The sequence below is a fragment of the Agromyces sp. NPDC057679 genome (genome assembly GCF_042799635.1).
Classification (GTDB): domain Bacteria; phylum Actinomycetota; class Actinomycetes; order Actinomycetales; family Microbacteriaceae; genus Agromyces.
This window is the reverse complement of sequence record NZ_JBHVIK010000003.1, coordinates 204,417-226,126: the sequence shown is the minus strand read 5'-3', so window position 1 is coordinate 226,126 and position 21,710 is coordinate 204,417. Positions and strand designations below refer to the sequence as shown.

General features: G+C 70.5%; 20 protein-coding genes, 1 tRNA gene and 1 other RNA gene. 10 read left to right on the top strand and 12 right to left on the bottom strand.

Annotation, left to right across the window (positions count from 1 at the left end):
* Window positions 1-34 precede the first annotated feature (34 nt).
* Window positions 35-469, bottom strand: coding sequence for an RDD family protein (locus ACFVAJ_RS13965; RefSeq protein WP_376945064.1), 435 nt, complete (start codon window positions 467-469; stop codon window positions 35-37).
* A 137-nt stretch (window positions 470-606) separates the two neighbouring features.
* Here ACFVAJ_RS13965 and glnA (ACFVAJ_RS13960) point away from each other — a divergent pair, with 137 nt between their 5' ends.
* Entirely contained in the window at window positions 607-2,031 is a 1,425-nt protein-coding gene (gene glnA, locus ACFVAJ_RS13960; protein WP_376945062.1) for a type I glutamate--ammonia ligase, read from the top strand.
* Window positions 2,032-2,185: 154 nt separating this feature from the next.
* Here the strand turns inward: glnA (ACFVAJ_RS13960) and ACFVAJ_RS13955 are convergent, their stop codons facing one another.
* A complete protein-coding gene (locus ACFVAJ_RS13955) occupies window positions 2,186-5,200 on the bottom strand; it encodes a bifunctional [glutamine synthetase] adenylyltransferase/[glutamine synthetase]-adenylyl-L-tyrosine phosphorylase (protein WP_376945060.1) in 3,015 nt (1,004 codons plus the stop codon).
* A 7-nt stretch (window positions 5,201-5,207) separates the two neighbouring features.
* Complete coding sequence (gene glnA, locus ACFVAJ_RS13950; RefSeq protein WP_157424467.1) at window positions 5,208-6,545, bottom strand: type I glutamate--ammonia ligase; 1,338 nt, start codon at window positions 6,543-6,545, stop codon at window positions 5,208-5,210.
* 99 nt (window positions 6,546-6,644) lie between these two features.
* Here glnA (ACFVAJ_RS13950) and panB point away from each other — a divergent pair, with 99 nt between their 5' ends.
* The gene (gene panB / locus ACFVAJ_RS13945; protein WP_376945058.1) at window positions 6,645-7,526 is read left to right on the top strand and encodes a 3-methyl-2-oxobutanoate hydroxymethyltransferase; all 882 of its coding nucleotides are present in this window, start codon (window positions 6,645-6,647) and stop codon (window positions 7,524-7,526) included.
* 22 nt (window positions 7,527-7,548) lie between these two features.
* On the opposite strand, the gene ACFVAJ_RS13940 is transcribed toward panB, so the two are convergent.
* The gene (locus tag ACFVAJ_RS13940; protein ID WP_376945056.1) at window positions 7,549-7,734 is read right to left on the bottom strand and encodes an SPOR domain-containing protein; all 186 of its coding nucleotides are present in this window, start codon (window positions 7,732-7,734) and stop codon (window positions 7,549-7,551) included.
* 11 nt (window positions 7,735-7,745) lie between these two features.
* Between ACFVAJ_RS13940 and map the strand changes: the two genes are divergently transcribed.
* Window positions 7,746-8,609, top strand: coding sequence for a type I methionyl aminopeptidase (gene map / locus ACFVAJ_RS13935; RefSeq protein ID WP_376945054.1), 864 nt, complete (start codon window positions 7,746-7,748; stop codon window positions 8,607-8,609).
* 42 nt (window positions 8,610-8,651) lie between these two features.
* Window positions 8,652-9,404, top strand: coding sequence for a polyphosphate--glucose phosphotransferase (gene ppgK, locus ACFVAJ_RS13930; protein WP_376945052.1), 753 nt, complete (start codon window positions 8,652-8,654; stop codon window positions 9,402-9,404).
* 52 nt (window positions 9,405-9,456) lie between these two features.
* Here ppgK and ACFVAJ_RS13925 read toward each other — a convergent pair whose 3' ends face one another.
* The 6 genes from ACFVAJ_RS13925 to ACFVAJ_RS13900 all read right to left on the bottom strand — a co-directional run bounded on the left by ACFVAJ_RS13925 (window position 9,457) and on the right by ACFVAJ_RS13900 (window position 13,831).
* Window positions 9,457-10,176 carry a 4a-hydroxytetrahydrobiopterin dehydratase gene (locus ACFVAJ_RS13925; protein ID WP_376945050.1) on the bottom strand — a complete coding sequence of 240 codons (720 nt, stop codon included), beginning with the start codon at window positions 10,174-10,176 and terminating at the stop codon, window positions 9,457-9,459.
* Between the two features lie 105 nt (window positions 10,177-10,281).
* Window positions 10,282-10,659: RNase P RNA component class A (gene rnpB, locus ACFVAJ_RS13920), an RNA gene on the bottom strand.
* Between the two features lie 20 nt (window positions 10,660-10,679).
* Window positions 10,680-11,417 carry a zinc ribbon domain-containing protein gene (locus ACFVAJ_RS13915; protein WP_376945048.1) on the bottom strand — a complete coding sequence of 246 codons (738 nt, stop codon included), beginning with the start codon at window positions 11,415-11,417 and terminating at the stop codon, window positions 10,680-10,682.
* 34 nt (window positions 11,418-11,451) lie between these two features.
* Window positions 11,452-12,270: a Nif3-like dinuclear metal center hexameric protein gene (locus tag ACFVAJ_RS13910; protein WP_376945046.1), complete on the bottom strand. Its 819-nt coding sequence runs from the start codon at window positions 12,268-12,270 to the stop codon at window positions 11,452-11,454.
* A 66-nt stretch (window positions 12,271-12,336) separates the two neighbouring features.
* Window positions 12,337-13,362 (bottom strand): NADP-dependent oxidoreductase, encoded by a 1,026-nt coding sequence (locus ACFVAJ_RS13905; protein ID WP_376945044.1) that lies wholly within the window; start codon window positions 13,360-13,362, stop codon window positions 12,337-12,339.
* A gap of 79 nt (window positions 13,363-13,441) precedes the next feature.
* The gene (locus tag ACFVAJ_RS13900) at window positions 13,442-13,831 is read right to left on the bottom strand and encodes a DUF1304 domain-containing protein (RefSeq protein WP_376945042.1); all 390 of its coding nucleotides are present in this window, start codon (window positions 13,829-13,831) and stop codon (window positions 13,442-13,444) included.
* 103 nt (window positions 13,832-13,934) lie between these two features.
* Here ACFVAJ_RS13900 and ACFVAJ_RS13895 point away from each other — a divergent pair, with 103 nt between their 5' ends.
* Complete coding sequence (locus ACFVAJ_RS13895; protein ID WP_376945040.1) at window positions 13,935-14,522, top strand: TetR/AcrR family transcriptional regulator; 588 nt, start codon at window positions 13,935-13,937, stop codon at window positions 14,520-14,522.
* Between the two features lie 50 nt (window positions 14,523-14,572).
* Here the strand turns inward: ACFVAJ_RS13895 and ACFVAJ_RS13890 are convergent.
* A tRNA-Val gene (locus ACFVAJ_RS13890) sits at window positions 14,573-14,645 on the bottom strand.
* Window positions 14,646-14,712: 67 nt separating this feature from the next.
* The gene (locus ACFVAJ_RS13885; protein WP_376945038.1) at window positions 14,713-15,180 is read right to left on the bottom strand and encodes a peroxiredoxin; all 468 of its coding nucleotides are present in this window, start codon (window positions 15,178-15,180) and stop codon (window positions 14,713-14,715) included.
* Window positions 15,181-15,349: 169 nt separating this feature from the next.
* Between ACFVAJ_RS13885 and aceE the strand changes: the two genes are divergently transcribed.
* From aceE to ACFVAJ_RS13860, 5 genes are all read left to right on the top strand, one after another.
* Complete coding sequence (gene aceE / locus ACFVAJ_RS13880; protein ID WP_376945036.1) at window positions 15,350-18,076, top strand: pyruvate dehydrogenase (acetyl-transferring), homodimeric type; 2,727 nt, start codon at window positions 15,350-15,352, stop codon at window positions 18,074-18,076.
* Window positions 18,077-18,087: 11 nt separating this feature from the next.
* Window positions 18,088-19,299 carry a PucR family transcriptional regulator gene (locus ACFVAJ_RS13875; RefSeq protein ID WP_376945034.1) on the top strand — a complete coding sequence of 404 codons (1,212 nt, stop codon included), beginning with the start codon at window positions 18,088-18,090 and terminating at the stop codon, window positions 19,297-19,299.
* 127 nt (window positions 19,300-19,426) lie between these two features.
* Window positions 19,427-20,347: an ACP S-malonyltransferase gene (locus ACFVAJ_RS13870; protein ID WP_376945032.1), complete on the top strand. Its 921-nt coding sequence runs from the start codon at window positions 19,427-19,429 to the stop codon at window positions 20,345-20,347.
* A 26-nt stretch (window positions 20,348-20,373) separates the two neighbouring features.
* Window positions 20,374-21,378 carry a beta-ketoacyl-ACP synthase III gene (locus tag ACFVAJ_RS13865; protein ID WP_376945030.1) on the top strand — a complete coding sequence of 335 codons (1,005 nt, stop codon included), beginning with the start codon at window positions 20,374-20,376 and terminating at the stop codon, window positions 21,376-21,378.
* Between the two features lie 66 nt (window positions 21,379-21,444).
* The gene (locus tag ACFVAJ_RS13860; protein ID WP_026378239.1) at window positions 21,445-21,693 is read left to right on the top strand and encodes an acyl carrier protein; all 249 of its coding nucleotides are present in this window, start codon (window positions 21,445-21,447) and stop codon (window positions 21,691-21,693) included.
* Window positions 21,694-21,710: the final 17 nt, after the last annotated feature.

Sequence of the window (21,710 nt, the reverse complement as noted above, 5' to 3'; positions counted from 1 at the left end):
TTCGTCGTTCGAGGCCCGGATGCCCCGCCTGCGACTACGAGCGGATGAGCACCGTGCGGGCGACCTTGTCGTGGAAGCCGCGCTGGTCGGAGTCCCACACGAGCGCGGGGATCACGAGGAGCAGGAGGCCGGTGCGCACGATCGGGCGGACGAAGCCGACCCAGCCGCCTTCGACGGCGACGACGTGCATGCCGAACAGGCGGTGCCCGATGCTGCCGCCGATGGTCGGGATGAAGACGATCTGCAGCACCGCGAAGACGAGCGGCGTGACCCACGTGTACGCCACCGATTCGTAGGGCGTCACGAGCAGCGAGAGCAGCATCGCACTGCCCCAGTCGACGAGCAGGGCGAGGATGCGCCGTCCCGCACGTGCGACAGAACCACGCCCCTCGTCGGGGAGTCCGAGTCGTTCGCCGGGCCACCGGCTCGGTTCGAGATCGCCGAATGTCTGAGGTTTCGCGTCGGGCACCTGATGATTCTACCGAAGCCGTGCTGGCGTAACATGGCCGAAACATTCCGGTCATGGTCGGGAAACGGCGCGCGGATAGCGTCGCTCGTGGCTGTGCAAGACCGTTCCGCTACCCGCCCCCTTGGAGACGCCGAAACATGTTCACCGATTCGTCCGAAGTGCTCAAGTTCATCAAGGAGACGGATGTCAAGTTCCTCGACATCCGCTTCACCGACCTCCCGGGCGTGCAGCAGCACTTCAACATCCCGGCCTCGACGGTCGACGAGGAGTTCTTCACGGTCGGTCAGCTCTTCGACGGCTCCTCGATCCGCGGCTTCGCGAACATCCACGAGTCGGACATGCAGCTCATCCCCGACGTGACGACCGCGTACGTCGACCAGTTCCGCGCCGAGCGCACGCTCGTCATGGTCTTCGACATCTACAACCCGCGCAACGGCGAGATCTACGCGAAGGACCCGCGCCAGGTCGCCAAGAAGGCCGAGAAGTACCTCGCCTCGACCGGCATCGCCGACACCGCGTACTTCGCCCCCGAGGCCGAGTTCTACATCTTCGACGACGTGCGCTACGAGATCAACCAGCACTCGAGCTTCTACTCGGTCGACTCCGAAGAGGGCGCCTGGAACAGCGGCCGCGCGGAAGAGGGCGGCAACCTCGGCAACAAGACGCCCTTCAAGGGCGGCTACTTCCCCGTCAGCCCGGTCGACAAGACGGCGGACCTGCGCGACGACATCTCGCTCAAGCTCATCGAGGCGGGCTTCCAGCTCGAGCGTTCGCACCACGAGGTGGGCACCGGCGGGCAGCAGGAGATCAACTACCGCTTCGACACGATGGTGCACGCGGCCGACGACATCCTGAAGTTCAAGTACATCGTGAAGAACACCGCCGACCAGTGGGGCAAGACGGCGACGTTCATGCCGAAGCCGCTCTTCGGCGACAACGGCTCGGGCATGCACACCCACCAGTCGCTCTGGAACGACGGCAAGCCGCTGTTCTACGACGAGGCGGGCTACGGCGGGCTCTCCGACCTCGCCCGTTGGTACATCGGCGGCCTGCTGAAGCACGCTCCGGCCGTGCTCGCGTTCACCAACCCGAGCGTCAACTCCTTCCGCCGCCTCGTCCCCGGCTTCGAGGCTCCGGTCAACCTCGTGTACTCGGCCGGCAACCGCTCGGCGTGCATCCGCATCCCGATCACCGGCACCAACCCGAAGGCCAAGCGCATCGAGTTCCGCGTGCCCGACGGCGCGTCGAACCCGTACCTCGCCTTCGCCGCACAGCTCATGGCCGGCCTCGACGGCATCAAGAACCGCATCGAGCCGCACGAGCCCGTCGACAAGGACCTCTACGAGCTCCCGCCCGAGGAGGCCAAGGCCATCCCGCAGCTGCCGGGTTCGCTCGACGCCGCGCTCGACGCGCTCGAGGCCGACCACGACTTCCTCCTCGAGGGCGGCGTGTTCACCAAGGAACTCATCGAGACCTGGATCGACTACAAGCGCGAGAAGGAGCTGAAGCCCCTCGCTCAGCGCCCGCACCCGTTCGAGTTCGAGCTCTACTACGGCGTCTGATCCACTCGCAGCCCCCTGCTGCCCCGGAAGGGCCGTCCCGCGCGAGCGGGGCGGCCCTTCCGTCGTCGTACGCGAGTTCCACTGCATCGCGAGGGCGACGGCATGGATGCCATGGGCCGCCCCGTGGCATCCGCGCCGTCGCTCGTGGTGAGCGTCAGACGGTGGGTTCGCGCTTCGGCTCGAGACCGTAGAAACCGCGTTCGAACACGGCGCGGGCCCGGCGCGTGAGCTGCAGGTAGTCGTGCTCGAGCTGGGTCGCCGAACCGGCGGGATACCCCATGATGCGGGCGACGCCCTCGAGCTGCGAACGCTCGACCGGCAGCACGTCGGTCGTGCGGTCGAGCCAGAGCGTCAGCGCCGACCGGGCACGCGATGAGAACACCCAGGCGGCACGAAGGGTCTCGGCGTCGTCGGCGTCGATGAGCCCGGCCTCGGTCGCGGCTTCGAGTGCCCCGAGGGTCGACGTCGTGCGGAGCGCGGCGATCTCGGCGGCGTGCTGCAGCTGCACGAGCTGCACGAACCACTCGACGTCGGAGATCGACCCGCGGCCGAGCTTCAGGTGCCGGGTCGGGTCGGCGCCCTGCGGCAGGCGCTCGTTCTCGACGCGGGCCTTGATGCGCTTGACCTCGCGCACCGCCTGCTCGGCGATCTCGTGCGGGTAGCGCACGGTGTCGGCCAGCTCGGTGAAATCGGCGATGAGCGCCGCGTCGCCGGCGACGCCGCGGGCGCGCAGGAGCGCCTGCGCCTCCCACGTCAGCGACCAGCGCGAGTAGTAGGCGCGGTACGCGTCGAGCGAGCGTGCGACGACGCCGTTGCGCCCCTCGGGCCGGAGGTCGGCATCGAGGTCGAAGGGCAGCCGCGCGTCCTCGGAGAGGCGCACGAGCTCACTCACGATGCGGAGGGCCCGCGAGTGCGCGGCGTCGGCCTCGGCCCCCTGCGAGCGGTACACGTAGATGATGTCGGCGTCGGAGCCGATGCCGAGCTCGCGCCCGCCGAAGCGCCCCATGCCGATCACGGCGAACTCGATGCCGTCGGGCTCGTCGCCCCGGATCGCGGACACGAGGGCGGCGATGTGGTTCTCGGTGAGGTCGCTCAGCCCGTGGCCCAGCTCTTCGACGGTGCACACGTCGAGGATGCCCGCGAGGGCGAGCCGCAGCATCTCGCGGCGGCGGACGGCGCGGAAGATCTTCGCCGCGTCATCGGTCTCGCCATGGCGGCGAAGCACGGCGCGGGTCTCGTCCTGCAGGGCCGCGAGCGAGCGCGGCCGCAGCTCCTCGACGTCTTCGAGCCAGGCGACCGCCTCGGGGGCGCGCTCGAGGAGTTCGGCCGCATAGCGCGAGCCCGACAGCACGCGGGTGAGTCGGAGCGCGGCATCCGAGGAGTCGCGGAGGAGCCGGAGGTACCAGTGCGTCGTGCCGAGCGTGTCGCTCAGGCGCCGGAACGAGAGCAGGCCGAAGTCGGGATCGGTGCCCTCGGCGAACCAGGAGATCAGCACGGGCATGAGGTGCCGCTGGATCGTCGCGCGACGCGACAGCCCCGAGGTCAGGGCGGCGATGTGCGCGAGCGCCCCGCGCGGATCGCGGAACCCGATCGCGGCGAGACGAGCCTCGGCCTGCGCGCTCGTGAGCTCGAGGCCCGACGCGGGCAGCGCCGCGACCGCCGAGAGGAGCGGGCGGTAGAAGAGTCGCTGGTGGAGGCCGCGCACGCGCTGCCTGGTCGACTGCCAGACCCTCGTGAGCTCAGCGGCGTCGCGGCCGAGGCCCGACGCCCTGGCGAGCACGCGCAGCCGGTCGGCGTCGCGGGGCATGAGGTGGGTACGGCGCAGGCGCTCGAGCTGCAGTCGATGCTCGAGCACCCGGAGCACGCGATAGTCGCGGGAGAACTCCCCCGCCTCCTCACGGCCGACGTAGCCGCCGTCGGCCAGCGCGGTGAGCGCGAGCAGGGTGCCGCCCTGGCGGATCGAGTCGTCGCTCGCGCCGTGCACGAGCTGCAGCAGCTGCACCGTGAACTCGATGTCGCGGAGCCCGCCGGGGCCGAGCTTCACCTGCACGTCGACCTCGTCGGCCGGGATGTGCTCGGTGACCCGCTCGCGCATGCGCTGCACCGATTCCACGAAGCCCTCGCGGCTCGAGCTCGACCACACCATCGGTGCGACGCCCGCCGCATAGCGGGCGCCGAGTTCGAGATCGCCGGCGAGCGGGCGGGCCTTCAGCAGGGCCTGGAACTCCCAGCTCTTCGCCCAGCGCTCGTAGTACTGGAGATGCGAGTCGAGGGTGCGCACGAGCGCCCCGTCCTTGCCCTCGGGGCGCAGGTTCGGGTCGACCTCCCAGAGCGGCGGCTCGATGCCGTGCTCGCCGATGAGGCGCATCGCCACCATGGCCAGACGAGTGGCGATCTCGACGGCTCGGGGGGTCGACACGACCGCTTCATCGCCGGACTCGGCCACGAAGATCACGTCGACGTCGCTGACGTAGTTCAGTTCGCGGGCACCGGCCTTGCCCATGCCGATGATCGCGAGCCGCGTCGCGGCCGCCTCGGCTGCGGGATACCGTCCGGGCGCGGCGGGCGCACCCTCGCCGCGCGACACGATGCGGCGTGCGCCGGCGACCGCCGCGTCGAGGGCCGCGCCCGCGAGGTCGGCGAGCCCGGCGGCGACGACGTCGACGACGTCGACCGCGTCGTAACGCGTGAGGTCGTAGACCGCGATACCCACGAGGAGCCGACGGTAGCGTGCTCGGATCGCGGCGGCGACCGTGTCGGGATCGTCGGCGACGGCGGCGGGAAGCTCGTCGACCGCGGCGAGCAGGTGGGTTCGGGCCTCGGCGGACGAGGGCGGCGGCATCGGCAGCGCGCGGAGCAGCTCGATGTCGGCGGGGTGGCGGGACAGGAAGTCGGCGAGCCCGCGCGAGGCGCCCACGAGCCGTGCCAGCCGGTCGGCCGCCGCGGGCTCGGCGAGCACCGCGACGACTTCGGCGGGGGCGCGGTCGTGAAGGCGTTCGAGCTCGGCGAGGGCCGAGTCGGGGTCGGCCGCGGCGCCGAGCGCCTCGAGCAGCGCTTCGCCGTCGAGACCTGTCGCCTCGGCGAGTCGGCTCAGGCCGGCCGCCGCCCGATCGAGATCATCGAAGCCCGCCCGCGCGAGCCGACCGAGCGTCGGAGCCTGTCGAGACACGTCGCGGTCAGAGGATCTCGAGGTTGCGCTGCAACTCGAACGGCGTGACCTGCGAACGGTAGTCGCGCCATTCGGCCCGCTTGTTCGCGAGCACGTAGTTGTAGACCTGCTCGCCGAGCGTCTCGGCGACGAGCTCGGAGCCCTCCATGTACTCGATCGCGTGGTCGAGGCTCGCCGGCAGCGGGTTGTATCCGAGGGCACGTCGTTCGCTGTCGGTGAGGGCCCAGACGTCGTCCTCGGCCTCGGGCGGCAGCTCGTAGCCCTCCTCGATGCCCTTCATGCCGGCCGCGAGCAGCAGCGAGAAGGCGAGGTAAGGATTGGCCGCCGAGTCGATGGCGCGGTACTCGACGCGGGCGCTCTGGCCCTTGTTGGGCTTGTAGAGCGGCACCCGCACGAGCGCCGAACGGTTGTTGTGGCCCCAGCAGATGAAGCTCGGGGCCTCGTCGCCGCCCCAGAGGCGCTTGTACGAGTTCACGAACTGGTTCGTCACGGCCGAGATCTCGTTCGCGTGCCGCAGCAGGCCGGCGATGAAGTGGCGGCCGATCTTCGAGAGCTGGTACTGCGCGCCGGGCTCGTAGAAGGCGTTCGTGTCGCCCTCGAAGAGCGACAGGTGGGTGTGCATGCCCGAGCCCGGGTACTGCGAGAACGGCTTCGGCATGAACGTTGCGTAGACGCCCTGCTCGATCGCCACCTCTTTCACGACCGTGCGGAAGGTCATGATGTTGTCGGCGGTCGTCAGGGCGTCGGCGTACCGGAGGTCGATCTCGTTCTGGCCGGGACCCGCCTCGTGGTGGCTGAACTCGACCGAGATGCCGAGGTCTTCGAGCATGCGCACCGATCGACGACGGAAGTCGTGCGCGGTGCCGCCGGGCACGTTGTCGAAGTAACCGGCCGAGTCGACGGGGATGGGGCCGTCTTCACCGAACTTCGACGAGCGCAGCAGGTAGAACTCGATCTCGGGGTGGGTGTAGAAGGTGAAGCCTCGATCGGCCGCCCGCTCGAGCGTGCGCTTCAGCACATTGCGGGGATCGGCGACGGCCGGCTCGCCGTCGGGGGTCGTGATGTCGCAGAACATGCGCCCGGTCGGGTCGATGTCGCCGCGCCACGGGAGCGTCTGGAAGGTCGACGGGTCGGGGTAGGCCAGGAGGTCGGACTCGAAGGTGCGGCTGAGCCCCTCGATGGCGGAGCCGTCGAAGCCGATGCCCTCGGTGAACGCGCCCTCGACCTCGGCCGGTGCGATCGCGACCGACTTCAGGGTGCCGACGACGTCGGTGAACCAGAGCCTGACGAACTTGACGCCCCGCTCCTCGATCGTGCGAAGAACGAAGTCACGCTGCTTATCCATCCACACCCTCTCTCGCATCATCCAGAGTACTGGCTCGCACTCGCTTCACCGCGACGTTCCGTGAGCGGATGCCTCGCCGGCGTGTGCGAGGATGGCGACATGTCAGGCGAGCCCCAGACCGCAGCATCCGACGACCAGCCGGTCGAGCAGAACCCGTACGGGGGCGCACCGACGCCGGGTGCCCCGAAGCGGGTGCGCACGCGCCATTTCCAGAACGCGAAGCGCGACGGCATCAAGATCACCGGGCTCACGAGCTACGACCAGCTCACGGCCCGCATCTTCGACGAGGCCGGCATCGACTTCCTCCTCGTGGGCGACTCGGCCGGCAACAACGTGCTCGGCTACGAGACCACGCTCCCCGTCACCGTCGACGACCTGATCCCGCTGACCCGCGCCGTGGCCGGCGCCGTGAAGCGGGCCTTCGTCATCGCGGACATGCCGTTCGGCTCGTACGAGAACGGCCCCGAGGACGCGCTGCACACCGCGGTGCGCTTCATGAAGGAGACCGGCGCCCACGCCGTCAAGCTGGAGGGCGGTGAGCGCAGCCACAAGCAGATCCGCCGCATCGTCGGTGCCGGGATCCCCGTGATGGCGCACATCGGCTACACCCCGCAGAGCGAGCACGGCCTCGGCGGCCACGTCATCCAGGGGCGCGGCGAGGGCGTCAAGCAGCTCCTCGCCGACGCGAAGGCCGTGCAGGACGCGGGGGCGTTCGCCGTCGTGCTCGAGATGGTGCCCGCCGACGCGGCGCGTCAGGTCACCGAGCTCCTCGAGATCCCGACGATCAGCGTCGGCGCCGGCCCGCACACCGACGGACAGCTGCTCGTCTGGACGGACTGGGCCGGGCTCACGATCGGGCGCGTGCCGAAGTTCGTCAAGCAGTACGCCGATCTCTCGGGCATCCTCGCGAACGCCGCCAGGGCGTGGCGCGACGACGTCGAGTCGGGCAGCTACCCCAACGCCGAGCACTCGTACGAGTAGCGCCCGGCGGCGCGGACGCCGCTCAACTCTCCTGGGCGTCCTCCTCGGCCCACTTCGCGCTGTTCGCACGCAGGATCTCGAGCGCCCGCTCGGCCTCCGCGTGCGTCTCGAACGGGCCGACCCGATCGACCGACGGCGAGACGAATCCCTGCTCCACCTCGCCCGTCTTGAGGTTGTACCAGTACCGGTGCTCGATGTCCTCGGCCATAGGCTGATCCTATGCCCAAGGATGCCTCCGGCCACCTGATCCCCGGCCGACTGTCACCGAATCGCGCCGTCCCGGCGTCGATCGTCCGACCCGAGTACGTCGGCCGTGCCGCCCCCGCCGCGAACCGCGACGGCGACCGCTACACGCCCGACGAGGTCGAGCGCATCCGGGCAGCCGGGCGCGTCGCCGCCGGCGCCATCGAGGCGGCGGCCGCGGCGATCCGGCCCGGGGTCACGACCGACGAGCTCGACCGGATCGCGCACGAGTACGTCGTCGCGCACGGCGCCTACCCGTCGACGCTCGGGTACCGCGGCTACCCGAAGTCGAGCTGCACCTCCGTCAACGAGGTCATCTGCCACGGCATCCCCGACGACACCGCGCTCGCCGACGGCGACCTCGTGAACATCGACGTCACCGCCTACCTCGACGGCATGCACGGCGACCTCAACCACACCTTCCTCGTCGGTGAGGCGAGCGACGAAGCGGCACTCCTCGTCGAGCGCACGCGCGAGGCGCTCGCGCGAGGCATCCGCGCCGTCGCCCCCGGCCGCCAGGTGAACGTCATCGGACGCGCGATCGAGGCGTACGCGAAGCGCTTCGGCTACGGCGTGGTGCGCGACTACACCGGGCACGGCGTCGGGCGCGCGTTCCACACCGGGCTCGTGATCCCCCACTTCGACGATCCGAGTGCGACGACCGTGATCGAGCCCGGCATGGTGTTCACGATCGAGCCGATGCTCACCCTCGGCACGATCGAGTGGGACGTCTGGGCCGACGACTGGACGGTCGTCACCCGCGACCGCTCGCTCACCGCCCAGTTCGAGCACACGCTCGTGGTCACCGAGCGGGGCGCCGAGATCCTCACGCTCCCCTGAGCCTCGACGGTCGCCCCGCGTGCTCGGGCTAATGTGAAACGCATGAGCACGGAACTCGCGATCGGCATCGACATCGGCGGCACGGGCATCAAGGGCGCCGTCGTCGACCTCGGCTCGGGCGAGCTGGTCTCCGACCGCATCAAGGTGAAGACCCCCGAGGGCGGCCGCCCCGACGACATCCTCGCGGCGACCGAGGAGCTGCTCGGGCGGCTCTCCGCCGACTTCGACGACTCGCTCCCCCTCGGCGTCTGCTTCCCCGCGATCGTGAAGCGCGGGCGCACGCTCTCGGCCGCGAACATCTCGCCCGAGTGGATCGGCCTGCCCGCCGAGGAGCTCTTCGAGCAGACCTTCGGCCGCGAGATCCACTTCATCAACGACGCGGATGCCGCCGGCTACGCCGAATCGCGCTACGGCGCCGCGGTCGACGCCGACGGCCTCGTCATCCTCACCACGCTCGGCACCGGCATCGGCTCGGCGTTCCTCTACGACGGCGTGCTCGTGCCGAACACCGAGCTCGGGCACATCGAGCTCGACGGGCTCGAGGCCGAGAAGCGCGCCGCCTACTCGGCGATGGAGCGCGAGGCGCTCGACTGGGCGCAGTGGTCAGAGCGGCTGCAGCGCTTCTACGCCCACATCGAGTTCATCTTCTCCCCCGACCTGTTCGTCGTCGGCGGCGGCGTCTCGAAGCACCACGAGCAGTTCCTGCCGCTGCTCGAACTGAAGACCCCGATCGTGCCGGCGGTGCACCGGAACAACGCGGGCATCCTCGGCGCCGCGTCGCTCGCGGCGAAGTAATGGGGCGAGCGGGCCGGCTGCGACGCCGGTTCCGTTCACCGGAATCGGCGACTCACTCCTGCTTCGCGGCGGACACGTCGACGCAGACGACTCCCGTGTTGCCGTCCTGGTCGGCGATCACCGTGAGCGAGGGCGCGTCGCGGTCATCGACGACCGTCCCACCCGCGGCGACCGCGGCGGCGATCCGTTGCTCGGACACCTCGGGCGCCACGTAGACCTCGAGGTGGAACCGCTGACGCGGAGTCCGGTGCTCGTCGCCGTCACCGTCGCCGTCACCGAACCAGAGGTTCGGCACCCGTCCCGTGGCGTCTCGGATCTCGTCGCTGGGAGACCCCCGTCCCTGCGACTCGGCGCTCCCGGTCAGCAGTGCGGCCCACACCGGGGCGATCGTCGCCGAGCGGGACGTGTCGAGACCGAGCTCGATCTCGCTGACGGAGGCCGGGTCGGCGGCGACCCCGTGGTCCGCGGCGATCTCGGTGATCCGTCGCGCGAGCTCGACGTCCTGCAGGGTCACCCACTCGACGACGTGTTCGGTGCCCTCGTCGTCGCGGTAGACGGCGTCGTCGCTGACCAACTCCAGATCGACGTGTCCTTCGCCGATCGACACGCGCGGGTGGTGGCCGAGCGCGTCGCCTGCTTCGCCCACCGCGACGACGAACCGTGCACCGGCGCTGAAGTCGTCGACCACGAACCGGGCATGCAGTCCCTGGGCCAGCTTGCGCCAGTCGGTCAAGTTCGCCGCGGCGATCTGCTCGCCCTTCAGCATGTCCATGGACGCGGAGTCTAGCCATGGTCGGCGGCGGCGGCCATCGACACGGCACGAACGCGGATGCGCCCGCCGGACACGGGAAGGCGGCCGCAGACGTCAGGAGGGGTGCGAGCGGGCCGGCTGATACGCCGGGTTCTGTTCACCGGGCGCTTGCGCGACACCGGCTGGACGGCCATCTCTCTCGGGGGCACGTTGCCGTGACCCTCCAGCGGCCTACCCGGAGACGGGGCGGGCAGCCCCATGGTCTCCTGTCTGGCCTTGCTCCGGACGAGGTTTACCGAGCCGATCGCGTCACCGCGACCGCTGGTGGGCTCTTACCCCACCGTTTCACCCTTACCCGGCGCTTGCGCACCGGGCGGTCTGCTTTCTGTGGCACTGTCTCGCGGGTTGCCCCGGGTGGGTGTTACCCACCGTCCTGCCCTGTGGAGCCCGGACGTTCCTCGGCGCACGATCGAGACCGTGCGACGCGACCGTCTTGCCGACCCACTCGCCCTTGCAGTCTAGCCTCAGAGACCCGACTCGTCGGTGCGCACGAGGATGCGGTCGCACTCGGGGCACTGCAGCACCTCGTCGGGCGCGGCGCGGCGCACCGACTCGAGATCGGACCCGGTGAGCGTCATCGTGCAGCCGCCGCAGGTGCGCTGGCGCAGCAGGGCCGCACCGACGCCGGCACCCTTGGTGCGCCGCTGCTCGTAGAAGGCGAGCAGTTCGCCCGGGACGCCCGCGGCGACGACCTCACGGTCGCGTTGGGTCTGCTCGCGCTCGACCGTGAGGGTGCCCGCGGCCTCGTCGCGCTCGGCTTCGAGGGCGGCCACTTCGGTGACGATCGCCGCGCGCTGGAGGTCGATGCTCGAGACGGCGACCTCGGCCTCCTCGACGCGCTCCATGACGACGAGCTCCTGGTCTTCGAGGTCGGAGCGGCGCTTCGCGAGCGAGGCGAGCTCGGCCTCGAGGGCGTTGACGTCCTTGACCGAGGAGGTGTGCTGGAGCCGCTCGCTGTCGCGGGCCATCCGCGCCTCGACGAGCGCGACGTCGGACTCGAGACGCGCGAGTTCGGCCTTCGCGTCTTCGAGGGTGCCGATCGCCTCGGCGCGGGTACCGCGCACGTCGGCATCGCGCTGTGCGAGTTCGGCCAGCGGGGCCGTCTGCGGCAGTGCGCCGAGACGATGCGCGAGCTGCGCGATCCGGGTGTCGATCGACTGCAGGCGCAGGAGTTCCTGCTGCTCGGCGGGGCTGGCCTTCACGTGTTGCTCCTCGTGGGGGTCGGGGTGGAAGTCATCATTGCACGACCTGGAAATCCCAGGGGTCGGTGCGGATCTCGCTCACGGCGACCTCGACGCCGGGCAGCGCCGCGCGGAGCTCGGCGGCCGCGGTGTCGAGCCAGAGCCATTCGCTCGCCCAGTGCGAGACGTCGACGAGCGCCGGGCCGCCGCCGAGCAGCGCCTGCTCGCGCGCCTCGGAGGCGGGGTGGTGGCGAAGGTCGGCGGTGACGTAGACGTCGGCCGCGCGCACGAGCGGGTGGCCGAGCAGCGAGTCGCCGGCGCCGCCGCACACGGCGACGGTCTCGACGGGGTCGTCGAAGTCGCCGGCGACGCGGACGCCGGTCGCGGTCGGCGGCAGCACCTCGGCGAGGTGGCGGGCGAGCCGGCCGAGGGTGGTCGGCTCGGCGAGCCGGCCCACTCGGCCGATGCCGGTGACGCCGTCGTCGGATGCCTCGATCGGCTGCGTCTCGACGAGCCCGAGCCGCTCGGCGAGCACCGCGGAGGTGCCGGTCGCGACGACGTCGGCGTTCGTGTGCGCGGCGAGCAGCGCACTGCCGCCACGGATGAGCTTCGCGAGCAGCGCGCCCTTGTAGCGGTCTTCGGCGATGCTCGTGACGCCGCGGAGGAGCAGGGGGTGGTGCGCGATCAGGAGATCGGCGCCCTGCTCGACGGCCTCGTCGACCGTCGCGGCCACGGCATCGACCGCGAGGAGGATCCGGCGGACCGGCGCGTCCGTCGCCCCGGAGACGAGCCCCGAGGCATCCCACGGTTCGGTGCCCGACGCCGGCCACAGTCGTTCGGTGACGGCGAGGACATCGGCGAGTTGCTGGGGCACCCGTCCAGCCTAGCGTCGGGCCCCCGCGGCGACGAGCGACCCGACCGCCGGGCCGGCGTCGTCTCGTCAGGCGGGTGCGCCGCCGACGCGCACGAGCATCTTGCCCGTGTTGGCGCCGCGCATCATCGCGAGGAACGCGTCGACCGTGTGCTCGATGCCGTCGACGACGGTCTCGTCGTACGCGATGAGGCCCTCGGCGAACCAGCCCGTCATCCGTTCGGTGAACTCGGGCGCCAGGTGCAGGTACGCCGCGAGCGTGAACCCGGTGACGCTGAGGCCGCGGGTGATGGTGTTCGCGAGGTTGTCGGGCCCCGGCACCCGCTCGGTCGTGTTGTAGCCGGCGATGGCGCCGCAGAGCGCGAGCCGGCCGCCGTCGTTCATCACGTCGAGCGCCGCCTCGAGGTGGTCGCCGCCGACGTTGTCGAAGAAGACGTCGACCCCCTCGGGGGCGAGTGCGGCGAGCTGCTCGCGCACCGGAGCATCCTTGTAGACGAACGCCGCGTCGTAGCCGTACTTCTCCGTGAGCAGGGCCGCCTTCTCGGCGGTGCCTGCCGACCCGATCACCCGCTTCGCGCCGAGGAGCTTCGCGATCTGCCCGACGGCGGTGCCGACGGCTCCGGCCGCACCCGAGACGAAGACGGTGTCGCCCTCCCGCAGGCCGGCGATGGCGGTGAGGCCGACGTAGGCCGTCAGCCCGGTCATTCCGAGGATGTGGAGCCGGAGCGACGACGGCACGCCGGGCACCTCGGGCACCGCGCGGAAGGTCGCGGCCGGCGCCTGGACGGTATCGGCCCACCCGTGCTGGTGCAGCACCACGGTGCCCACGGGCAGCTGCTCGGCGGCCGAGGCGACCACGCGACCGATCGCGCCGCCGGTGATCACCTCGCCCAGTGCGTAGGGGGCGACGTAGCTGCGCACGTCGTTCATGCGCCCGCGCATGTACGGGTCGACGGAGACGAACTCGTTCGACACGCGCACCTCCCCCGGCGAGAGCTCGGGGTGCACGACGGTGACCGTGCGGAAGTCGTCGTGCGTCGGCCAGCCCTGCGGGCGGCGGGCGAGGTGGATCTGCGTGCTGGTGGTGTTGCTCATGGCTCTTCTCTGCGAGTGCTGCGGGGCGGAGTCGGGGTGGCCGGCGGGAGGCCTGAATCGATCGTGCGGTCGGTTCGCGTCAGAGCGCGAGTCCGATCGCGAGCGCGAGGACGCCGAGCGCGGGGATGACCCCCTGCTTGAGCGCGGCGCCCGCCTTGTCGGGGCTCGACAGCAACAGGACGAGGCTCGCGGCGACCATCGAGCCGGCACCGGTGAACACGAGCGTCACGCCGATGACGGGCTCCCCCGCGGCGAAGAACACGATGCCGATGGCGACCGCGACGGCGAGGAAGAGGTTGTAGAACCCCTGGTTGAACGCGAGCTCCTTCTGCACGGCGGCCTGTTCGACCGTGCCGGTGCCGAAGATGGTCCGGGCCCGCTTGCTCGTCCAGGCGATGGACTCGAGATAGAAGATGAAGACGTGCACGAGCGCCGCGATGCCGGCGAGCACGAGTCCCGCGATGACCATATGGGGAGTCCTTTCGAAGCGGCAGGGTGCCGAGAGTGATTACTGTACCGTTCGATCCAATATATACTGGACCGACCGGTACGCAAATCGAGATGGAGTCACGATGGGACGCACGCAGACGTTCGACACGGGCGACGTCGTGCGCGCCGCCCGCGCGGTGTTCTGGGAGCACGGCTTCGAGAGCGCGGCGCTGCCCGAGCTCGAACGCGTCACCGGGCTCAGCCGATCGAGCATCTACCACGCGTTCGGCTCGAAGCGGGGCCTGTTCGACGCAGCCGTCGACAGCTACCTCGATGAGGTGATCCGCCCCCGGCTCGCACCGCTGACGGTCGACCCGGTCGCCCCGACCGCGCTCGAGGAGTACCTGGCCGGCCTGCGCGATGCGCTGACCCGGCACGGCACGCTGCCGGCGTCGAGCGGCTGCCTCCTCGTCAACGCCTCCGCCTCCCCCATCGGGCACGACGACGCCGTCGCGCGCACGATCGCCTCGTACCGGGCGGAGCTCCGCGCGGCGTTCGGCAACGGGGTCCGAGCCCGCGTGGCGGGCGGGACGCCCGAGTCCCAGGATCTGCTCGCCGACATCTGCACGGGGCTCGTCATCTCGGCGCTCGCGTCGGTGCGCGTCGACCCCGACGCCGCGGCCGGCTATCTCGACAACGCGAGGGCCCTCATCGCCGCGCATTCCGCCTGACGCGCCATCTCGACGACGGACAGAGGGCCGGCGAGCGGGGACGGAGAATGTGGGCCCTGCCGGGCTCGAACCGACGACATCCACGGTGTAAACGTGGCGCTCTACCAACTGAGCTAAAGGCCCGTCGCGTGTGCGACGCATCCGTCATGCTATCGCGGGCGGCCGTCGGCCGCGGGCACGAGCAGCCCGCTCAGCCCGCGCGCAGCAGCTCGAGCGCCTCGCGGTACTGCTCGATCGAGCGAGGCTCGCCGGCCGGCTTCGCGAAGGCGGCACGGATCACGCCCGCCTCATCGATCACGAAGGTCGCACGGGCCGCGTAGCCGCGGTCCTCGACGAACGCGTCGTACGCCCTCGCGACCTCGCCGTGCGGCCAGAAGTCGGACAGCAGCGGGAACTCGTAGCCCTCCTCCTCGGCCCACGCGCGCAGCGCGAACTTCGAGTCGACCGAGACGCCGACGAGGTGCACCCCCGCATCCTCGAACAGCGAGAGGTCGTCGCGGAGCGCGCACAGCTCGCCCTGGCACGTGCGCGAGAAGGCGAGGGGGAAGAAGACGAGCACCACCGGCTTCTCGGCGCGCAGGCCGGCCAGCCCGACCGTGCGGCCGTGCTGGTCGACGAGTTCGAAGTCGGGGGCGGGAGCACCGATCTGCAGCGGCATCCGATCTCTTCTCTGCTTTGTCGGAAGGCTGAGCGAAGGCACAGCCGACCGAGCCGAAACGTTGTGCGAATGTCACTAGTATGGCCAAGTGTGATCGGTCGAAACCCGGCCGTTCGTCGTGCGCGCAGCACCCCGCGCGCCGTAGATCTGCCGTAGAGAAAGGTCGAGTGTGACTGTCAACGACCAGGACCCTTACTCCGTCGAGGCGATGGACGCCGATCCCGAGGAGACGAGCGAGTGGGCCGAATCCCTTGACGCCCTCGTCGCCGAGAAGGGCCACCAGCGCGGGCGCGAGATCATGCTCAGCCTGCTCAAGCGCTCGAAGGAGCTCCACCTCGGCGTGCCGATGGTGCCGACGACCGACTACCTGAACACGATCGCCCCCGAGAACGAGCCCGCGTTCCCCGGCAACGAAGACATCGAGCGCCGCTACCGCGCCTGGCTCCGCTGGAACGCCGCCATCCTGGTGCACCGTGCGCAGCGCCCCGGCATCGCCGTCGGCGGCCACATCTCCACCTACGCGGGCGCCGCGTCGCTCTACGAGGTCGGACTCAACCACTTCTTCCGCGGCCAGGACCACCCGGGCGGCGGCGACCAGATCTTCTTCCAGGGCCACGCCTCCCCCGGCATGTACGCCCGCGCGTTCCTCGAGGGTCGCTTCGACGACCACGACCTCGACGGCTTCCGCCAGGAGAAGTCGCGTGCCCCGCACGGCCTCTCGAGCTACCCGCACCCGCGCCTCATGCCCGAGTTCTGGCAGTTCCCGACCGTGTCGATGGGCCTCGGCCCGATCAACGCGATCTACCAGGCGCAGCTCAACAAGTACCTCACCAACCGCGGCATCAAGGACGCCTCCGACCAGCAGGTCTGGGCGTTCCTCGGCGACGGCGAGATGGACGAGGTCGAGAGCCGCGGCCAGCTCCAGGTCGCCGCGAACGAGGGGCTCGACAACCTCAACTTCGTGATCAACTGCAACCTGCAGCGCCTCGACGGCCCCGTGCGCGGCAACGGCAAGATCATCCAGGAGCTCGAGAGCTTCTTCCGCGGCGCCGGCTGGAACGTCATCAAGGTCGTCTGGGGCCGCGAGTGGGACGACCTGCTCGCGCGCGACCACGACGGCGCGCTCCGCAACCTGATGAACGTCACCCCCGACGGCGACTACCAGACCTACAAGACCGAGTCGGGCGCCTACGTGCGCGAGAACTTCTTCGGTCGCGACCCGCGGGCGCTCGAGCTCGTCTCGCACCTGAGCGACGACGAGGTCTGGGGCCTCAAGCGCGGCGGCCACGACTACCGCAAGATCTACGCGGCGTTCAAGGCGGCGACCGAGCACAAGGGCCAGCCCACGGTCATCCTCGCGAAGACCATCAAGGGGTACGGCCTCGGCAAGTCCTTCGAGGGGCGCAATGCGACGCACCAGATGAAGAAGATGACGCTCGACAACCTCAAGACCTTCCGCGACGAGATGCGCATCCCGATCTCCGACGCGCAGCTCGAGGAGAACCCGTACCTGCCGCCGTACTACCACCCCGGTCAGGACGACGAGGCGATCCAGTACCTCCAGGAGCGCCGCCGCGAGCTCGGCGGCTACGTGCCCGAGCGCCGCTCGAAGCACGTCGCGCTCAACCTGCCCGACGACTCGACCTACGCGATCGCGAAGAAGGGCTCGGGCACGCAGGAGATCGCCACGACGATGGCCTTCGTGCGGCTCCTGAAGGACCTCATCCGCTCGAAGGACTTCGGCCACCGCATCGTGCCGATCATCCCCGACGAGGCGCGCACCTTCGGCATCGACGCGTTCTTCCCGACCGCGAAGATCTACAACCCGAACGGCCAGCACTACACCTCGGTCGACCGCGAGCTGCTGCTCGCCTACAAGGAGAGCCCGCAGGGGCAGATCGTCCACGTCGGCATCAACGAGGCCGGCGCGTTCGCCGCGTTCACGAACATCGGCACCTCGTACGCCACGCAGGGCGAGCCCCTCATCCCGGTGTACGTCTTCTACTCGATGTTCGGGTTCCAGCGCACGGGCGATGCGATGTGGGCGGCCGGCGACCAGATGGCGCGCGGTTTCATCATCGGCGCGACCGCCGGACGGACCACCCTCACGGGTGAAGGCCTCCAGCACGCCGACGGTCACTCGCCGCTGCTCGCGTCGACGAACCCCGCGGTCGTGTCGTACGACCCCGCCTACGGCTACGAGATCGGGCACATCATGCGCGCCGGCCTCGAGCGCATGTACGGCGGCAACCACGCCGACCCGAACGTCATGTACTACCTCACCGTGTACAACGAGCCGATCGTGCAGCCCGCCGAGCCCGAGGGGGTCGACGTCGAGGGCCTGCTCCGCGGCATCCACCGCCTCTCGGAGTCGGCCACCGCCGGCCCGAAGGCGCAGCTGCTCGCCTCCGGCGTCGCCGTGCCGTGGATCCTCGAGGCGCAGCAGCTCCTCGCGGAGGACTGGGGCGTGTCGGCCGACGTCTGGTCGGTCACCAGCTGGTCGGAGCTGCGCCGCGACGGCCTCGCCGCCGACGAGCACAACTTCCTGAACCCCGACGCCGAGCGTCGCGTCTCGTACCTGACGCAGAAGCTCGCGGGGGCCCGCGGCCCGTTCGTCGGCGTGTCCGACTACATGCACGCGGTGCCCGACCAGATCCGCGCCTACGTGCCCGGCCAGTACGCGACGCTCGGCGCCGACGACTTCGGATTCTCCGACACGCGTCCGGCCGCACGCCGCTTCTTCAAGATCGACGGCCCCTCGGTGGTCGTCCGCACCCTGGAGATGCTCGCCGAGCGCGGCGAGGTCGACCGCTCCCTGCCCGCGCAGGCGATCGAGAAGTACCGGCTGCACGACGTGAACGCCGGCACGACCGGATCGGCCGGCGGCGAGAGCTAGCAGGCGACGAGGTGGCGACGAAGCCGAAGACGAAGGCGGAGACGCTCGCGTGGTTGCGGACCATCGCGGGCGAGCTCGCGACCGCGACGCTCAAGCGACTCGAAGACACGTTGCCGTGGTACGGCGACATGCCGCCGAGCCGCCGCTCCGCCGTCGGCCTCGTCGCCCAGGCCGGCATCTCCTCGTTCATCGCGTGGTTCGACGACCCTCGATCGACGCCCTGGATCGCCGCCGACGTGTTCGGCGCGGCTCCGCGTGAGCTGCTGCGATCGGTGAGCCTGCAGCAGACGCTGCAGCTCATCAGGGTGACGGTCGAGGTCGTCGAGGACCGCGTGAAGGACGGCGGCGAGCCGCTCCGCGAGGCGATCCTGCTCTACTCGCGCGAGATCGCCTTCGCCGCGGCCGACGTGTACGCGCGCGCCGCCGAGGCCCGCGGCCTCTGGGACGCGCGGCTCGAGGCGCTCGTGGTCGACTCGATCCTCTCGGGCGAGGCCGACGACGAGCTGCCGAGCCGCATCGCGGCCCTCGGCTGGCACGGCCACGGCGAGGTCGCGGTGCTCGTCGGCACCGCGCCGAAACAGCTCGACGTCGACCACGTGCGACGGGCCGCCCGGCACATGCACGCCGACGTCCTCATCGGCGTGCAGGGCAACCGGCTCGTGCTCGTCATCGGTCGGGCCGACCCGCTCGCCCGTGAGGCCGACGAGGCGATCGGCACGGCGCCTGCGCTGACCTTCATGGAGATCGCCGCGCAGCTCGAACCGCACTTCGGCCCGGGACACCTCGTGCTCGGGCACGCGGTGCCGAACCTCGTCGACGCGTCGAAGAGCGCGAAGGCCGCCCTCGCGGGATTCGCCGTCGCCCGTTCCTGGCGACACGCGCCCCGGCCGGTGCACGCCGACGACCTGCTGCCCGAGCGCGCCCTCGCGGGCGACCCGCTCGCCCGGGCGACCCTCGTGCATCGCATCTACCGCCCGCTGCGCGCGCACTCGACCGAGCTGCTCACCACACTGTGGAGCTACCTCGACAACGGCCGCTCGCTCGAGGCGACGGCGCGGGAGCTGTTCGTGCACCCGAACACGGTGCGGTACCGCCTGAAGCGCGTCTCCGACGTCATCGGGTGGGATGCCACGGGCGCCCGCGAGGCGCTCATCCTGCAGTCGGCGCTCATCATCGGTTCGATGAGCGATCACGAGCACGGCACGCCGCCGCGCCGCCCCTGATCGGACATCGCTCGACGCGTTCGCGCGCGTCTCAATGCCCGACGCTGTGACGTCAGCACAAGGGTTTCGCGAAGAGCTTGTAGCGTGTGCACACCACTTGCGGCCCGGTGATTGGCAGACTGGGGTGGTGATCGTCGTCGTCTGCCCTGGACAGGGCTCTCAGACCCCCGGATTCCTCGCCCCCTGGCTCGACGTGCCCGGCTATGCCGAGCGCCTCGACGCGTTCTCCGCCGCCGCGGGCCTCGATCTCGCCGCGCACGGCACCGTCAGCGACGCCGACACGATCCGCGACACCGCGGTCGCGCAGCCGCTCATCGTCGCCGCGGGCCTGCTCACCCTCGGCGGGCTCCTCGCCGACGGTCGCGCCGAGCGCATCGGCGGCATCGCGGGCCACTCGGTCGGTGAGATCACCGCGGCCGCCGGCGCGGGAGTGCTCAGCGACACCGACGCGATCGGCTTCGTCGCCGAGCGCGGTCGCGCCATGGCGGATGCCGCGGCGCAGGTCGCGACCGGCATGAGTGCCGTCATCGGGGCCGACGAGACCGAACTCCTCGCGCGCCTCGCCGAACTCGGGCTCGAGCCCGCGAACTTCAACGGGGGCGGCCAGATCGTCGTCGCCGGCGCGCTCGACGCCCTCGAGCAGCTGAAGGCCGAGCCGCCCGCCGGGGCGCGGGTGATCCCGCTGCAGGTCGCCGGCGCCTTCCACACCCGCTACATGCAGCCCGCGGTCGAGCGCCTCGCACAGGTCGCCGCGACCCTCGCTCCGGCCGACCCCGCACTGCCGCTGTGGTCGAACCGCGACGGCGGCCGCGTGGCATCCGGTGCGACCTTCCTCGAGCTGCTCGTCGGCCAGGTCTCCTCGCCCGTGCGCTGGGACCGCTGCATGGAGTCCTTCGCGGACGCCGGCGTGACCGGCATCATCGAGCTCGCCCCTGCCGGCGCGCTCGTCGGACTCGCGAAGCGCGCCCTGAAGGGCGTGCCGACCGTCGCCGTGAAGACGCCCGACGACCTCGCCGCCGCGATCGACCTCATCGATCAGGCCGCCTGATCCCCCGCACTACGAGAAAGCCGAGCATGACGAGACCTACGCTCCAGCAGTCGCACGGACCCGCGTACACGCGCATCTACGCCCTGGGCGCCGCCCGCGGCGCGAATGCGGTGCCGAACGACGACCTCATCGGCCCGATCAACTCCTCCGACGAGTGGATCCAGCAGCGCACCGGCATCATCACGCGCGCCCGTGCCGGCGCCGAGGTGTCGGCGCTCGACCTCGCGACCGACGCGGCGAAGGAGGCGATCGAGCGTTCGGGCGTCGCGCCCGAGCTCATCGACCTCGTGATCGTCGCGACGATCTCGAACGTGCAGCAGACGCCGTCGATGGCCGCCGTCGTCGCCGACCGGGTGGGGGCGAACCCCGCCGCGGCCTACGACAGCAACGCCGCCTGCGCGGGCTACGCCTACGCGGTCGCCCAGGCCGACGCCCTCATCCGCACGGGCGGCGCGCACTACGCGCTCGTGATCGGCGCCGAGAAACTCTCGGACGTCGTCGACCCGACCGATCGGAGCATCTCGTTCCTGCTCGGCGACGGCGCCGGCGCCGCAGTGATCGGCCCGAGCGACACGCCCGGGATCGCGCGCACGGTGTGGGGCTCCGACGGCTCGAAGGCGGGCGCGGTCGGCATGAACGGCACGCTCGTCGAGTTCCGCGACGGCACCGCCGAGTGGCCGACGCTGCGCCAGGAGGGCCAGACGGTCTTCCGCTGGGCCGTCTGGGACATGGCGAAGGTCGCGAAGCAGGCACTGGATGCCGCGGGCGTCACGAGCGCCGACCTCGCCGCCTTCATCCCCCACCAGGCGAACATGCGCATCATCGACGAGTTCGCGAAGCAGCTGAAGCTGCCCGAGTCCGTCGTGATCGCCCGCGACATCGCGACGACCGGCAACACCTCGGCCGCGTCCATCCCGCTCGCGACGCACCGTCTGCTCGAAGAGCACCCTGAACTTTCCGGGGGCCTCGCCCTCCAGATCGGCTTCGGCGCGGGCCTCGTGTTCGGCGCCCAAGTGGTGGTTCTTCCCTGAACCGCCGACCCCTGTCCATCTAGACTGTCTCTCGGTCAAACGAGACACCCCTCAAGGAGAAGAACCATGGCATTGTCCACCGAAGAAGTGCTTGCCGGCCTGGCCGAGCTCATCAACGACGAGACCGGCATCGCAACCGACACGGTTGAGCTGGACAAGTCGTTCACCGACGACCTCGACATCGACTCGATCTCGATGATGACCATCGTCGTCAACGCCGAAGAGAAGTTCGACGTGAAGATCCCCGACGAAGAGGTCAAGAACCTCAAGACCGTCGGTGACGCCGTGAGCTTCATCGTCAAGGCCCAGGCCTAGTCGCTGCGACGAGCGGG

Coding starts and splice junctions, on each gene's coding strand:
- ACFVAJ_RS13860 (WP_026378239.1), top strand. CDS start 21,445: ATGGCATTGTCCACCGAAGAAGTGCTTGCCGGCCTGGCCGAGCTCATC.
- ACFVAJ_RS13905 (WP_376945044.1), bottom strand. CDS start 13,362: ATGAGCAACACCACCAGCACGCAGATCCACCTCGCCCGCCGCCCGCAG.
- map (WP_376945054.1), top strand. CDS start 7,746: ATGCCCAAGGATGCCTCCGGCCACCTGATCCCCGGCCGACTGTCACCG.
- panB (WP_376945058.1), top strand. CDS start 6,645: ATGTCAGGCGAGCCCCAGACCGCAGCATCCGACGACCAGCCGGTCGAG.
- ppgK (WP_376945052.1), top strand. CDS start 8,652: ATGAGCACGGAACTCGCGATCGGCATCGACATCGGCGGCACGGGCATC.
- ACFVAJ_RS13895 (WP_376945040.1), top strand. CDS start 13,935: ATGGGACGCACGCAGACGTTCGACACGGGCGACGTCGTGCGCGCCGCC.
- ACFVAJ_RS13885 (WP_376945038.1), bottom strand. CDS start 15,180: ATGCCGCTGCAGATCGGTGCTCCCGCCCCCGACTTCGAACTCGTCGAC.
- ACFVAJ_RS13940 (WP_376945056.1), bottom strand. CDS start 7,734: ATGGCCGAGGACATCGAGCACCGGTACTGGTACAACCTCAAGACGGGC.
- glnA (WP_376945062.1), top strand. CDS start 607: ATGTTCACCGATTCGTCCGAAGTGCTCAAGTTCATCAAGGAGACGGAT.
- ACFVAJ_RS13925 (WP_376945050.1), bottom strand. CDS start 10,176: ATGGACATGCTGAAGGGCGAGCAGATCGCCGCGGCGAACTTGACCGAC.
- ACFVAJ_RS13865 (WP_376945030.1), top strand. CDS start 20,374: ATGACGAGACCTACGCTCCAGCAGTCGCACGGACCCGCGTACACGCGC.
- ACFVAJ_RS13900 (WP_376945042.1), bottom strand. CDS start 13,831: ATGGTCATCGCGGGACTCGTGCTCGCCGGCATCGCGGCGCTCGTGCAC.
- glnA (WP_157424467.1), bottom strand. CDS start 6,545: ATGGATAAGCAGCGTGACTTCGTTCTTCGCACGATCGAGGAGCGGGGC.